The 14148-nt window shown below is 54.7% G+C and carries 12 protein-coding genes; 2 read left to right on the top strand and 10 right to left on the bottom strand.

Annotated features, from left to right (window positions below):
• Positions 1-82: 82 nt before the first annotated feature.
• The 5 genes from ispH to ribF are packed head-to-tail and all read right to left on the bottom strand — an operon-like array spanning position 83 to position 5782.
• A complete protein-coding gene (ispH, locus tag AAF463_RS03230; protein WP_064737614.1) occupies positions 83-1036 on the bottom strand; it encodes a 4-hydroxy-3-methylbut-2-enyl diphosphate reductase in 954 nt (317 codons plus the stop codon).
• Entirely contained in the window at positions 1017-1487 is a 471-nt protein-coding gene (gene fkpB / locus AAF463_RS03225; protein WP_101762146.1) for an FKBP-type peptidyl-prolyl cis-trans isomerase, read from the bottom strand. Before fkpB ends, ispH begins: the two co-directional genes overlap by 20 nt.
• 3 nt (positions 1488-1490) lie before the next feature.
• Entirely contained in the window at positions 1491-1997 is a 507-nt protein-coding gene (lspA, locus tag AAF463_RS03220) for a signal peptidase II (protein ID WP_101762147.1), read from the bottom strand.
• Positions 1997-4816 carry an isoleucine--tRNA ligase gene (gene ileS, locus AAF463_RS03215; protein ID WP_350261513.1) on the bottom strand — a complete coding sequence of 940 codons (2820 nt, stop codon included), beginning with the start codon at positions 4814-4816 and terminating at the stop codon, positions 1997-1999. Before ileS ends, lspA begins: the two co-directional genes overlap by 1 nt.
• 27 nt (positions 4817-4843) lie before the next feature.
• Complete coding sequence (gene ribF / locus AAF463_RS03210) at positions 4844-5782, bottom strand: bifunctional riboflavin kinase/FAD synthetase (protein ID WP_101762149.1); 939 nt, start codon at positions 5780-5782, stop codon at positions 4844-4846.
• A 318-nt stretch (positions 5783-6100) separates the two neighbouring features.
• Here ribF and rpsT point away from each other — a divergent pair, with 318 nt between their 5' ends.
• On the top strand, positions 6101-6364 hold the full coding sequence (rpsT, locus tag AAF463_RS03205; RefSeq protein ID WP_036619798.1) for a 30S ribosomal protein S20: 264 nt from the start codon (positions 6101-6103) through the stop codon (positions 6362-6364).
• Positions 6365-6417: 53 nt separating this feature from the next.
• Here rpsT and nhaR read toward each other — a convergent pair whose 3' ends face one another.
• The 4 genes from nhaR to dnaK form a co-directional block, all read right to left on the bottom strand.
• Positions 6418-7320, bottom strand: coding sequence for a transcriptional activator NhaR (gene nhaR / locus AAF463_RS03200; protein ID WP_101762150.1), 903 nt, complete (start codon positions 7318-7320; stop codon positions 6418-6420).
• A gap of 34 nt (positions 7321-7354) precedes the next feature.
• Positions 7355-8533, bottom strand: a complete 1179-nt coding sequence (nhaA, locus tag AAF463_RS03195) for a Na+/H+ antiporter NhaA (protein WP_350261512.1) — start codon at positions 8531-8533, stop codon at positions 7355-7357.
• Positions 8534-8764: 231 nt separating this feature from the next.
• Positions 8765-9898 carry a molecular chaperone DnaJ gene (gene dnaJ, locus AAF463_RS03190; protein ID WP_101762152.1) on the bottom strand — a complete coding sequence of 378 codons (1134 nt, stop codon included), beginning with the start codon at positions 9896-9898 and terminating at the stop codon, positions 8765-8767.
• Between the two features lie 104 nt (positions 9899-10002).
• Positions 10003-11907: a molecular chaperone DnaK gene (dnaK, locus tag AAF463_RS03185; RefSeq protein ID WP_101762153.1), complete on the bottom strand. Its 1905-nt coding sequence runs from the start codon at positions 11905-11907 to the stop codon at positions 10003-10005.
• Between the two features lie 300 nt (positions 11908-12207).
• On the opposite strand from dnaK, the gene satP reads away from it, so the two are divergent.
• Positions 12208-12768, top strand: coding sequence for an acetate uptake transporter (satP, locus tag AAF463_RS03180; RefSeq protein WP_101762154.1), 561 nt, complete (start codon positions 12208-12210; stop codon positions 12766-12768).
• A gap of 38 nt (positions 12769-12806) precedes the next feature.
• Here the strand turns inward: satP and AAF463_RS03175 are convergent, their stop codons facing one another.
• Complete coding sequence (locus tag AAF463_RS03175; RefSeq protein ID WP_137385130.1) at positions 12807-14117, bottom strand: MFS transporter; 1311 nt, start codon at positions 14115-14117, stop codon at positions 12807-12809.
• Positions 14118-14148: the final 31 nt, after the last annotated feature.

The following is a 14148-nucleotide window of genomic DNA, read 5'->3' as shown; positions in this document are numbered from 1 at the left end:
TGCTGGAAGCAGGATTTTCTACAGCGACAGGCAAAGAAAAGGCCGAACAATGTCGGCCTGATTTTACTGCGGTGTAAACCGCTTACTGCACGTTTCGCACGTCGACGCGCAGCTCTTTTGGTACTTCAAACACGATGTTCTCTTCACGGCCAATCAGCTCAATCGCCGCTTCACCGCCGAGCTCACGCAGACGCTGAATCACCTGTTGCACCAGAATATCAGGAGCAGAAGCGCCCGCGGTGACGCCGATGACCTGCTTGTCTTTGACCCACTCTTCCTGGATGTCATCAGCCGAATCAATCAGCTTCGCCAGCTTACCAGCACGCTGCGCCAGTTCGGCCAAACGGTTCGAGTTAGAGGAGTTTTTCGATCCAACGACCAGCACCACTTCAGCATCACGCGCTAAGACGCGTACCGCTTCCTGACGGTTGGTGGTGGCGTAGCAGATGTCATCTTTACGTGGACCGATAATCGCCGGGAAGCGCTGACGCAGTGCATCAATCACGTCCGAAGTATCATCGACTGAAAGTGTGGTCTGCGTCATAAAGCACAGGTTGCTCTCATCTTTGACGTTCAGCTTGAACACATCTTCCGGCGATTCCACCAGATACATGCCGCCGTTAGGATTGCTGTACTGGCCCATGGTACCTTCGACTTCCGGATGCCCCGCGTGACCAATAAGAATCGCTTCAACACCTTTACGGCTAGCGCGCGCCACTTCCATATGCACTTTGGTCACCAGCGGACAGGTTGCATCAAACAGCATGGTGAGGTTACGCGCTTTGGCTTCAGCGCGAACCGCTTGCGATACGCCGTGCGCGGAGAAGATCAGAATGGCGTTATCCGGTACTTCAGCGATCTCTTCAATGAAGATCGCCCCACGTTCGCGCAAGCTGCTCACCACGTAGCGGTTATGCACCACTTCGTGACGCACGTAGATGGGCGCGCCGTACATCTCCAGCGCGCGCTCAACGATGCTGATGGCGCGATCAACGCCTGCGCAGAAACCGCGTGGGTTAGCTAACAGGATTTGCATCGTTGGCCTCCAGCGCCGGATCAATCTCCAGCACTTCAATGTCAAACTGAATGCGCTGGCCCGCCAGCGGATGGTTGAAGTCTACGGTGATCGAGTCACCGGAAACTTCACGGATCACGCCAGGCATTTCGCTGCCGCCGCGGCCGCTGAACAGCATAATGGCACCCACTTCCGGCTCGCCCGCATCGTTAAAGTCACGACGTGAGAAGTACTGAACCAGATCCGGGCTGGTGCCGCCAAACGCATCCTCCGGCTCCAGCGTAAATGCGTGCTTGTCGCCCACTTTACGCCCGAGTAGCTGCTGTTCCAGCGCGCCCGACAGGCTGCCATCACCCAGACGGAACAGCGCAGGTTTGCCGTTGGCGCGCGTGGATTCGGCCGTCGAGCCATCCTCCAGCTTCAGCGTAAAATGCACCAGCAACGCGCTATCGCGCTGAACTAAGTCTGTCATCAGTTACCCTTTCTGTTTAGCCGGTTTGCCGTTCGGGCTGAGAAAACCTTCCAGCACTACCAGCGCCGCGCCGATGCAGATGGCACAGTCGGCGATGTTAAAGGTCGCGAAGTGCCAGTCACCGACATAGAAGTCGATAAAATCGACCACAAAACCGTGATACGAACGGTCAAACAGGTTACCCAACGCCCCGCCGATAATCAGCGCGTAGGCAATATTGGTTAATTTGTTGCTGGCAGCGTTGCGATACATCATCACCAACAGCGCCACCACGATAGCAATGGCGATGCCGGCGAAGAACCAGCGCTGCCAGCCGCCTTTGTCGGCCAGGAAGCTGAACGCCGCGCCATAATTATGTGCGTAGAACAGGTTCAGGAACGGCATCAGCGGCTGCGTTTCATGCAGCATCATGTTGTTGATTACCCACATCTTGCTGCCAAAATCGATGGCAATCACCACCAGCACCAGCCAAAGCCAGCGCAAACCGGTTGAAGAGAGCGCTTTACTCATCAGGCAAATTTCCGCTGTTCGCCATTGCCGGCGACGTTGGTGTAGCAACGACCACACACCGCAGCATGCTCCGGGTTCTGGCCAACGTCAGTAGTGTAATGCCAGCAGCGCGGACATTTCTCGCCTTCTGCTTTGTGCAGCGCGATTTTCAGACCTTTGAACAGCTCGCTCTGCTGCGCTTCATCGCTGGCAGTAGCGTAATCCGCCACGGTCGCGCCTGAAGTTAACAGCACGAAACGGAGCTCATCGCCCAGCGCCTGCAGCTTGGCTGCCAGCTCGGCATCCGCATACAGCGTAACCGTCGCTTCCAGTGCGCCGCCGATGCGTTTGTCGCTACGCGCTTGCTCAATCACCTTGTTCACTTCACCGCGGACTTTCAGCACATCATCCCAATAGGCATCGTTCAGCGTTTCGTTATCTGCCAGACCAAACAGATCCTGATACCACTCTTCGGTGAACACGTACTTCGCGCGATCGTCCGGCAGGTAGCCCCAGATTTCGTCTGCGGTGAAGGACATGATTGGCGCCATCCAGCGTACCAGCGCTTCAACAATGTGCCACAGCGCGGTTTGGCAGCTGCGACGCGCCAGGCTGTCGCCTTTTGCGGTGTACTGACGATCTTTGATCACATCGAGATAGAACGAGCCCATTTCGATTGAGCAGAAGTGCATCAGACGCTGCACCACTTCGTGGAAATCGTAGTTTTCGTAGGAGTGCACGATATCCTGCTGCGCTGCCAGCGCACGGCCAACCGCCCAGCGATCCACCACCACCATCTCTTCCGGCTTGACGCAATCGGTCGCCGGGTTAAAGCCAGCAAGGTTTGCCAGCAGGAAACGCGCGGTGTTACGGATACGACGATAGCTGTCTGCGGCACGCTTCAGGATTTCGTCGGAGACCGCCATCTCACCGGAATAATCGGTAGAAGCGACCCACAGACGCAGAATGTCCGCACCCAGCTTATCCATCACATCCTGCGGCGCCACGGTGTTGCCGATCGATTTCGACATCTTGCGGCCCTGACCATCCACGGTGAAACCGTGCGTCAGTACCTGACGATAAGGCGCTTTGCCTTTCATCGCCGTGGAGATCATCAGAGAAGACATGAACCAGCCGCGATGCTGATCCGAACCTTCCAGGTACATATCTGGCGTATGGCCACCGAATTCAGGACGCGCATCCACCACCGCGTAGCTGGTTGATCCGGAGTCGAACCAGACATCTAAGGTGTCTGGCACTTTGACGTAATGGTCAGCGTCGTCGCCCATCAGGTCGCGCGGATCGAGATCCCACCACGCCTGGATGCCGTCCTGCTCAACCCGTTTCGCGACTTTCTCCATCAGCTCCAGCGTATCCGGATGCAGCTGCTCGCTCTCTTTATGCACGAACAGCGCCATCGGCACACCCCACGTACGCTGACGCGAGATACACCAGTCCGGACGGTTCGCTACCATCGCTTCGATACGCGCCTGGCCCCAATCCGGGATCCACTGCACGCCTTTGATCTCTTTCAGCGACTGCGCACGCAGGCCTTTCTGATCCATGCTGATGAACCATTGTGGCGTGGCACGGAAGATGATTGGCGTTTTATGACGCCAGCAGTGCGGGTAGCTGTGCAGCAGTTTCTCCACGTGCAGCAGCGCGCCCTTCTCTTTCAGCAGCTCAACGATCATGTCGTTGGCTTTAAAGACGTTTACACCATCCAGCGTCGGGTAGGTGCCTGGCAGATACGCGCCATCCGGCCCCACCGGATTGGCGGTTTCCAGACCGTATTTCTGACCGATAACATAGTCATCCGGGCCGTGGCCTGGCGCAGTATGTACCGCACCGGTACCGGCCTCCAGCGTCACGTGATCACCCAATACCACTTTCGATTGGATCTGCTCGAGGAACGGATGCTGGAACAGCTGCAGCTCCAGCGCCGCGCCGTTGCATTCGCCCAGCACGGTCCAGTCGCTGATACCCGCGCGCTTCATCACGCTCTCAACCATCTCTTTGGCGAGAATCAGGCTGCGACCGTCGATCTGCAGTAGCTGGTATTCAAATTCTGGATGCAGCGAGATACCGCGGTTAGCTGGCATGGTCCACGGCGTGGTGGTCCAAATCACCAGTGAAACCGGGCCTTCTGAAGCAGCGACGCCAAACTTCGCGCGCACCGCATCGGCATCCACGGCATTGAACATCACATCGATGGATGGCGAAGTTTTGTCGTAATACTCCACTTCCGCTTCAGCCAGCGCCGAACGGCAATCCATGCACCAGTGCACCGGCTTAGCGCCTTTGTGCAGATGGCCGTTGCCGATGATTTTACCCAGCGCACGGATGATGTTGGCTTCGGTCTGGAAATTCATCGTCAGATAAGGACGATCCCAGTCACCGAGCACGCCGAGGCGGATGAAGTCATTTTTCTGGCCTTCAACCTGCTCTGCCGCATATTGGCGGCAAGCGGCACGGAATTCAGCCGCGCTCACTTTTTCGCCCGGCTTACCAATCATCTGCTCAACTTTGTGCTCAATCGGCAAGCCGTGGCAGTCCCAACCTGGAACGTACGGCGAGTCGTAGCCCGCCATGCCTTTCGACTTAACGATAATGTCTTTCAGAATCTTGTTAACTGAGTGACCAATATGAATGCTGCCGTTCGCATAAGGAGGGCCATCGTGCAAAATAAAGGTTTTTTTCCCTTTTTTGGCTTCGCGGATGATGCCGTACAGGTTGTCATCATACCAACGTTGCAGCATTCCCGGTTCACGCTTGGCCAGATCGCCACGCATCGGGAACCCCGTTTCCGGCAAATTCAGGGTAGATTTATAGTCACTCATCAGATTCTCGATTCCGTATTTCGGTCATTAAACCGGTGTTTTTAGCCCAAAGAATTGGCGGGCTGTCACCACATCTTTCGCAATTTGTTCTTTCAGCGCGTCCAGCGAAGCGAAACGCTGTTCATCGCGAATCTTCTGTTTCAGCACCACTTCAATGTGACGCCCATAGAGATTCATATGTGTGTCGAGCAGATGAACTTCAAGCTGCTGACGTAAACCTTTTACCGTTGGGCGCGTACCAATATTGGCCACGCCGGGCAGCGGCTGATCGCCAAGGCCCAACACTGCCACCGCAAACACGCCTTTAACAGGCGTAACGGTGCGACGCAAAGGGAGATTAGCCGTTGGGAAACCGATGGTGCGCCCGAGTGCATCGCCGTGCACTACGCGGCCTGAGATGCTGAACGGATGGCCCAGCAGCGCTTCGGCTTGCGCAAAATCATCCTGCGCCAGCGCCTGACGAACCGCGGTGCTGCTGATGCGCTTGCCGCTGTCACAATAGGTCTGGGTGCTGATAACCTCAAAGCCATACTCCGCACCGGCTTTCTGTAATAACAGGAAATCCCCCTGGCGACCAGCACCGAAGCGGAAATCATCGCCGACGGCCAGGAACTTGACGTTGAGCTTGTCTACCAGCAATTCGGAAATAAAACTCTGCGCCGAATGCGCAGCGAAGCGACGATCAAAACGTACGCAGAGTACGGCATCAACACCCGCTTGTTCGAGGTACTTCAGCTTTTCACGCAAACGCGTAAGGCGCGCCGGGGCTTTGTCGCCGGCAAACAGCTCAAGCGGTTGTGGCTCAAATACCATCACCACCACCGGCAGATTGCGTTTTCGTCCTTCGGCAATCAGCTGCGCCATCAAAGCCTGGTGGCCGCGATGTACGCCGTCGAAATTGCCAATGGTCAGGACGCAGCCGCGATGCTGCTCTTTCAGATTATAAATACCGCGGATAAACTTCATGGCTGACTCAAACCGGTGGAAATCGGCGGATTATACCCTTGAATGGCGTTTAGGTTAACCCGTATACGTGCCTTTCCTGCTTCTGGCGCGGCTTATTCCACGCGTGGGCAATTGCTTAGCAAGGATCTGAAGATTTTTGCTGCGAAATACTGTATTCAACGCCGCGTTGCTGGTAGAATCCTGCGCCATCAATTACGTAATCGAGTGTTGTTTTTAAAACGACGCTTATTTGCACAAATCCATTGACATAAGAAGGCGCAAAAGGCATAGTCCTCGGCCTTTGATTTGTCCATATAGATCACATTTGGGAGTTGGACCTTGGCTAATATCAAATCAGCTAAGAAACGCGCCGTAACATCTGAGAAACGTCGCAAGCATAACGCAAGCAACCGTTCAATGATGCGTACTTTCATCAAGAAAGTATACGCGGCTATCGCAACAGGCGACAAAGCTGCTGCGCAGAACGCATTCAACGAAATGCAACCACTCGTGGACCGTCAGGCTGCTAAAGGCCTGATCCACAAAAACAAAGCTGCACGTCATAAAGCAAACCTGACTGCTCAGATCAACAAACTGGCTTAATCGCCCGTCTGTTAATCGCTTTGTAAAAAAGAACCGGCGTTTAGCCGGTTTTTTTATGCCTGCAATTCAGGGGTAAACAGCGCACTAAAGTCGCGATGGCAGATCCGCTGTACCGCCGGATGCTGAATCATCCGTTCGGCAAAGATCACGTGATACTCCTCCATCACCGCATCCAACCGCCCAATCTCTTTGATGGCGTCATCCCGGTAAATCTCGTCGCCATACAGCGTCGGAGCCACAAATATCGCGTTGTTAAGCGCACCAAAAGCTTTCATTAATGCCGCATCATCAAACTCGCCCAGAATCTCCACTTGCAATCCCTGGCTGTGAATCCAGTTCAGCAGTTTGCGACCCAGCATCGAGCGACGCCCCGGAATCAGCAAACGCCGCTCTTCCAGGCTGGCAGGAAACGGCAGCGTCGGTAACGGTGTGTTGCACCAGAAGCTGATTGGACACTCGCCCAGCTTGACCGAAAACAGCCCTTCCTGCTGAGTCGAATCAATTGGGCAATCGGAAAGAATCATATCCAGCTTGTGCTGACTTAACTGTTCCAACAGCATCTCGTGCGTTGATTCAAAGCAGCGCAGATGGATTCCCTCTTCAGCCACCACCGCAGCCTGCAGCACCTTGCTCACCAGTTGCTTAGACAAGGCATCCGCTACGCCAACATCAAACAGCAGATGCGACTCTTTGCGGTAGTTAACGATATCGAGCATCTCCTGGCTCAGCATGAACATGCGGTCGGCATAGCGGAACACCAGCTGACCAAGCTCCGTCGGCACTAAACCGCGCCCCTGACGACGAAACAGCACGCCACCGAGTTGCTCTTCCAGCGATTTAATCTGGCCAGTAACCGTCTGTGGCGCCAGGCACAGCACATCCGCCGCGCGCACTACCGAACCGGTTTTACACACCTGCCAGAAATAGTAGAGATGATTAAAGTTCAGCTGATTCATCGGCAAAAAAGGAGGCTTTCGCCTCCTTCCTCTTTTAACGCAATTTGATGCGCAGCAGCGTGTAACCAATCACCGCCGAGAGCAGCGAGCCACTGAGAATCCCCAGCTTGGAGAAGGTCACCAGTTGCTCATGGGCGGCATCAAACGCCAGCGAACTGATAAAGATCGACATGGTGAAGCCGATACCGCACAGCACACCAATCGCCATGATATCGCGTATCGTGGTGCCCGCCGGCAACACCGCCAGCCGCCACTTCACCGCCAGCCAGCAGAACAGCGTGATACCCAACGGTTTACCAATCAGCAAGCCGAGAATGATGCCCAGCGGCTCTGGCGACAGCGTATCCATAAAGGTAATGCCGCTCAGCGAAATGCCGGCGTTGGCAAAAGCGAACAGCGGCAGAATCAGCCAGTTTACCCACGGCATTAAACCATGCGCCAAATGCTCGGCTGGAGAATGGCCGTTCTTCTCTTCCAGCGGCACGAAGAAGCCAACAATCACGCCTGCTAACGTTGCGTGCACACCCGATTTAAGCACCGCCGTCCACAGCACAATGCCGACTAACATATAGATGGCAATGTTACGCACGCCGCAACGATTGAGAATCGCCAGCAGCACAATCGCACCTGCCGCTACGCTCAGCGACAGCACGGAGAGATCGCTGGTGTAGAACAGCGCGATAATCACGATAGCGCCGAGATCATCAATAATCGCCAGCGCCATCAGGAACACTTTCAGCGCGGTTGGCACGCGGCTGCCCAACAGTGCCAGCACGCCCAAAGCAAAGGCGATATCAGTAGCAGTAGGAATTGCCCAGCCGTTACGTGCAATAGGATCGCCATGATTAAGCATCAGGAAAATCAGTCCCGGCATAACCATGCCGCCAATTGCCGCAATCATCGGGAAAATGGCGCGATCGCGGCTGGCGAGTTCACCGGTGATCAGTTCACGTTTCACTTCCAAACCTATTAACAGGAAAAACAGCGCCATCATGGCATCGTTGATCCACAGCAGCAGGTTTTTGCTGATGTCTAATGCACCGAAACGAATCTGCACCGGCTCGGCGAGAAACGATTGATAAGCTTGAGCGGTTTCCACGCTGTTAGCCAAAATCATTGCCGCGACGGCCGCCAGAATCAGCACCATGCCGTTGCTGGCATCACTGGCAATAAAGCTTTTCAGTAAGCTTCGAAGAGAACGGGGTTTGTTCACAACTCCTCCTGAGTAGAGACATTTAGGCTGGGAAGTGTAGCGACTCATACACCTCGTTAAAAGCAGCTTATGTCTCGTTAACGACTCGATAATACCGATGCATTACGAGAGGGTTTCTGCTTTTATCTCACGCCAGGCAGATTGAGCTTCTATCAGGAGCGACGCGTTGGCGGGAAAACATAAAAAAAGCGGAGAGTTTCCTCTCCGCTTTATTAAGCATGCCAGACGGGATTAACGTGTTAAATCGTCAAAAAACTTCTTCACGCCGTCGAGGAAGCTTTTGGAGCGCGGGCTGTTTTTCTCGCCGCTCGGGCCGCCAAAACTCTCTTCCAGTTCACGCAGTAACGCTTTCTGTTTGTCATTGAGGCTAACTGGCGTTTCCACCACCACACGACACAGCAAATCGCCTACCGCACCGCCACGCACCGATTTCACGCCTTTACCGCGCATGCGGAACAGCTTGCCAGTTTGCGTTTCAGAAGGCACTTTCAGGTTCACACGTCCATCAAGCGTCGGCACTTCAATCTCGCCACCTAATGCTGCCATCGCAAAGTTAATCGGCACTTCGCAATATAGGTTGTTATCTTCACGCTCGAAGATCGGGTGCTTTTTCACCGAAACCTGAACGTACAGATCGCCCGCTGGTGCGCCCTGTTCGCCCGCTTCACCTTCGCCGGTCAGACGAATGCGATCGCCGGTATCCACGCCTGCTGGAATTTTCACCGACAGGGTTTTACTGCGCTCAACGCGACCGTGACCATGACAAGCATTGCAAGGATCTTTGATCACTGAACCGCGACCGTGACAGGTCGGACACGCCTGCTGCACAGTGAAGAAGCCCTGACGCATCTGCACCTGGCCTGCGCCATGACAGGTATGACAGGTCTGCGGTTTGGTCCCCGCTTTCGCGCCGCTGCCGTGGCAGACATCGCACTCTTCCAGTGTTGGAATGCGGATCTCTTTGGTCACGCCGCGTACCGCTTCTTCCAGCGTTAGCTCCATGTTGTAGCGTAAATCGGCGCCACGAGCGGCACGCTGACGGCGGCCACCACCAAAAATATCGCCAAATACGTCGCCAAAGATATCGCTGAAGTCAGCACCGCCGCCGCCGAAGCCACCACCGCCGCCCATGCCGCCTTGTTCAAAGGCTGCGTGACCATATTGGTCGTAGGCCGCACGCTTCTGTGCGTCGGTCAGAATTTCGTAGGCTTCCTTAATTTCTTTAAACTTCGCTTCGGCTTCTTTATTGTCCGGATTACGGTCCGGATGGTATTTCATCGCCAGGCGCTTATAAGCCTTTTTGATTTCACGCTCATCTGCGGATTTAGAGACGCCTAAGATCTCGTATAAATCACTCTTAGCCATATTTGTTTTGCCCTTAACATGATCGCACGGGCGTGGAGAGATCTCCTACGCCCGTGCTGGTTTCAACGGCTGTCAGGCCAGCCGTCGCGCCCGGTCAGGGGCAATTATTTTTTGTCTTTAACTTCTTCGAACTCAGCGTCGACAACGTCGTCTTCTTTCTGTGCAGAAGCATCGCCTGCATCAGCTGCCTGACCCTGCTGCTGTGCCAGCTCCATCAGTTTGCTGGACACTTCCATCAATGCCTGCATTTTGGCTTCGATTTCTGCTTTGTCTTCGCCTTTCAGCGCGGTGTTCAGCTCGGTCAACGCAGCTTCGATCGGCGCTTTGTCGTCAGCAGACAGTTTGTCGCCCGCTTCGTCCAGCTGCTTACGGGTGCTGTGCGAAATCTGATCGCCCTGGTTACGGGTCTGAACCAGCTCTTCGAACTTGCGGTCAGACTCGGCGTTCGCTTCCGCGTCACGCACCATTTTTTCGATCTCTTCTTCATTCAGACCAGAAGAAGCCTTGATGGTGATCTTCTGCTCTTTACCGCTGTTTTTGTCTTTCGCAGACACGTGCAGGATACCATCCGCATCGATATCGAAGGTGACTTCGATCTGCGGCATACCGCGCGGTGCAGCCTGGATACCGTCGAGGTTGAACTGGCCCAGGGATTTGTTATCACCTGAACGCTTACGCTCACCCTGCAGCACGTGAATCGTCACGGCAGACTGGTTATCTTCAGCGGTAGAGAACACCTGGCTGTGCTTGGTTGGGATGGTGGTGTTCTTGCTAATCAGCGAAGTCATCACGCCGCCCATGGTTTCGATACCCAGCGACAGCGGAGTCACGTCCAGCAGCAGAACGTCTTTCACTTCACCCGCCAACACGCCGCCCTGAACCGCAGCACCCACGGCTACCGCTTCATCCGGGTTCACATCTTTACGTGGCTCTTTACCAAAGAACTCAGTCACTTTCGCCTGAACCATTGGCATACGCGTTTGACCGCCCACCAGGATCACGTCGTTGATGTCTGAAACAGACAGACCCGCATCCTGCAGAGCCACTTTCAACGGCTCGATAGAGCGAGAAACCAGATCTTCAACCAGTGATTCCAGTTTCGCACGTGTTACTTTGATGTTCAGGTGCTTAGGACCGGTCGCATCCGCCGTGATGTAAGGCAGGTTAACGTCGGTCTGCTGTGCTGAAGACAGCTCGATCTTGGCTTTCTCTGCCGCTTCTTTCAGACGCTGCATGGCCAGCGGATCGTTGTGCAGATCGATGCCCTGATCTTTCTTAAATTCAGCCACCAGATAGTTAATCAGACGGCTATCGAAGTCTTCACCACCAAGGTGGGTGTCACCGTTGGTTGCCAGAACCTCAAAGGTTTTCTCGCCATCAACATCATCGATCTCAATGATTGAGATATCGAAAGTACCGCCGCCCAGGTCGTATACCGCGATGGTGCGGTTGCCCTGACCTTTATCCAGGCCGTAAGCCAGTGCAGCTGCGGTTGGTTCGTTGATGATACGTTTTACTTCCAGACCCGCGATACGGCCGGCGTCTTTGGTCGCCTGACGCTGCGCATCGTTGAAGTAAGCTGGAACGGTAATAACCGCTTCAGTGACGGCTTCACCGAGGAAATCTTCCGCGGTTTTCTTCATCTTTTTCAGCACTTCAGCAGAAATCTGCGGCGGTGCCATTTTCTGGCCTTTTACGTCCAGCCATGCGTCGCCGTTATCTGCGCCGATGATTTTGTACGGCATAATTTTAATATCACGCTGTACTTCTTCGTCCTGGAAGCGACGGCCAATCAGGCGCTTGATCGCAAACAGGGTGTTCTGCGGGTTGGTCACAGACTGACGTTTAGCCGGTTGACCCACCAGAGTTTCGCCATCCTGTGCATACGCAATGATCGACGGCGTGGTGCGATCGCCTTCGGCGTTTTCCAGTACGCGTGCTTTACCACCATCCATAACTGCAACACATGAGTTGGTTGTACCCAAGTCAATACCAATAATCTTGCCCATCTAAACGTCTCCTACTTAAATTCTTTGCCAATTTGGGTTGTGAAACAGAGATGCGGTCAAACTGACCACTTTCAACTGCTGAAGCAGGCTTTTTTTGCTGCCTCACAACGCTCGATGACAAGTAAATGGGGCCGGTTCGATGCGCATCAAGGGTTAAAACTAAAAAAAATTTCATTCTCTCGTCGATTCAGATCAAAGTTGGGCAAAAAGAGGCCGCTTATTATGCAGCGCCTCGCGCCCCCAGCGGTTTGCGCGGGTGTAAAACACGAACAACATCTTCAACGCTGCTTCTGAGGAATTATGAGCAATACCACGCTGGCGAATCCCGCCCCGTTGGGCCTGATGGGATTCGGTATGACCACCATCCTGCTCAACTTACACAACACCGGCCTGTTTGCGATGGATGTGATCATCCTGGCGATGGGGATTTTCTACGGCGGCATCGCGCAAATTTTTGCCGGGCTGCTGGAATATAAGAAAGGCAACACCTTCGGGCTGACCGCCTTTACCTCTTACGGCAGCTTCTGGTTAACGTTGGTGGCGATTCTACTGCTGCCAAAACTGGGGCTGGCAGAGGCGGCCGACGGCCACTTCCTTGGCGCGTATCTCGCGCTGTGGGGCGTGTTCACTGCATTCCTGTTTTTCGGCACGCTGAAGTCACCGAAAATGCTGCAGTTCATCTTCGCCAGCCTGACGCTGCTGTTTGCGCTGCTGGCTATCGGCCACCTGACCGACAACGCGGGGTTGCTGCGCGTTGCCGGCTGGATTGGCATTATTTGCGGTTCGAGTGCGTTCTATCTGGCGATGGGCGAAGTGCTGAACGAGAAGTTTGGTCGTACGGTATTGCCGATCGGCGAGTGACAAATGAATAGCGGAGCTGTTTGGCTCCGCTTTTTGCATTATGACGAGTGCAGCGACATATCTAACTGCGCATACTGCTGACGGCTATCGCGCCACAGCCAGATTCCCACCATAAAGCCAATTATCGCCAGCGCCAGCACATACCAGGCAGGCGCCATTGGCGTCAGGCTCATCATCAGCGTTACGCTAATCGGCGTCAGACCACCGAAAATCGCGTAAGCAACATTGTACGAGAATGAGATGCCGGTAAAGCGCACCGCCGCCGGGAATGCGCGCACCATCACAAATGGCACTACACCGACGACCCCCACGCTCAGGCCCGCTAAACCGTACCAAACAAACAGCATTTCCGGCGTGCTACTTAACTGATGGAAAAAGTTCCAGCTGCCGATCGCCAGCAGTATTGAACCGACCATCAGCGAACGCGCCGCGCCGAAGCGATCCACCAGCCATCCGGCAATAACACAACCCAGCAGCAGCATAATGGTGGCGAAGCTGTTGGCCTGCAGACTGAGCGCGGCGGGAATGCCATGCTGTTTTTGCATCAGCGTCGGCGCCATCAAAATCACCACCACAATGCAGGCCGACAGAAGCCAGGTGAGCAGCATCGAAATTACGATGCCGCGCTTATGGCTGGCGAAAATGGTTTGCAGCGGCATTTTTTCTGCCAGCGCTTTACGCTGCTGCATCTGCTGGAACACCGGGGTTTCATGCAGCCAGCGACGCAGATACATCGCCAGCAAGCCAAACACACCGCCGAGGAAGAAAGGAATGCGCCAGCCATGATCGCGCATCGCAGCCGGTGACAGCGTGGTGTTCAGCACCGTTGCCACCAGCGAACCGAGCAGAATCCCTGCGGTTAAGCCTGCGGTCAGCGTGCCGCAGGCAAAACCAATGCGTTTTTCAGGCACATGTTCGGCGACAAACACCCACGCGCCAGGCACTTCACCGCCGATAGCCGCGCCTTGCAGCACGCGCATTAGCAGCATCAATAACGGCGCAGCGATGCCAATGCTGGCATAAGTGGGCAATGCGCCCATCGCCAACGTCGGCAGCGCCATCAGCAGAATACTGAGGCTGAACATCTTCTTACGCCCCACTTTGTCACCAAAGTGCGCCATGATAATGCCGCCTAACGGACGCGCCAGATAACCCGCAGCAAAGATGGCGAAAGTCTGCACCTGACGCAACCATTCAGGAATGTCAGGCGGGAAGAACAGTTCGCCAATCACGGCGGCAAAGAAGACGAAGATAATGAAGTCGTAGAATTCCAGCGCCCCACCAAGGGCGGCCAGCGACAGGGTTTTGTAATCCTGCCCGTTGAGTCGGCGCGTTGCGTGCGTATCCATAATCCAGCGGTATCCAGAGGCAAAACAACTT

This window comes from Pantoea sp. BJ2, assembly GCF_040255075.1.
GTDB classification, from domain to species: Bacteria; Pseudomonadota; Gammaproteobacteria; order Enterobacterales; family Enterobacteriaceae; genus Pantoea; species Pantoea leporis.
The sequence above is the reverse complement of the archived record's forward strand: the minus strand, read 5'-3'. Positions and strand labels throughout refer to the sequence as shown.

Bases quoted from the DNA above. Each gene is read 5' to 3' on its own strand.
- ispH (WP_064737614.1), bottom strand. From the start codon at position 1,036: ATGCAAATCCTGTTAGCTAACCCACGCGGTTTCTGCGCAGGCGTTGAT.
- fkpB (WP_101762146.1), bottom strand. From the start codon at position 1,487: ATGACAGACTTAGTTCAGCGCGATAGCGCGTTGCTGGTGCATTTTACG.
- lspA (WP_101762147.1), bottom strand. From the start codon at position 1,997: ATGAGTAAAGCGCTCTCTTCAACCGGTTTGCGCTGGCTTTGGCTGGTG.
- ileS (WP_350261513.1), bottom strand. From the start codon at position 4,816: ATGAGTGACTATAAATCTACCCTGAATTTGCCGGAAACGGGGTTCCCG.
- ribF (WP_101762149.1), bottom strand. From the start codon at position 5,782: ATGAAGTTTATCCGCGGTATTTATAATCTGAAAGAGCAGCATCGCGGC.
- nhaR (WP_101762150.1), bottom strand. From the start codon at position 7,320: ATGAATCAGCTGAACTTTAATCATCTCTACTATTTCTGGCAGGTGTGT.
- dnaJ (WP_101762152.1), bottom strand. From the start codon at position 9,898: ATGGCTAAGAGTGATTTATACGAGATCTTAGGCGTCTCTAAATCCGCA.
- dnaK (WP_101762153.1), bottom strand. From the start codon at position 11,907: ATGGGCAAGATTATTGGTATTGACTTGGGTACAACCAACTCATGTGTT.
- satP (WP_101762154.1), top strand. From the start codon at position 12,208: ATGAGCAATACCACGCTGGCGAATCCCGCCCCGTTGGGCCTGATGGGA.
- AAF463_RS03175 (WP_137385130.1), bottom strand. From the start codon at position 14,117: ATGGATACGCACGCAACGCGCCGACTCAACGGGCAGGATTACAAAACC.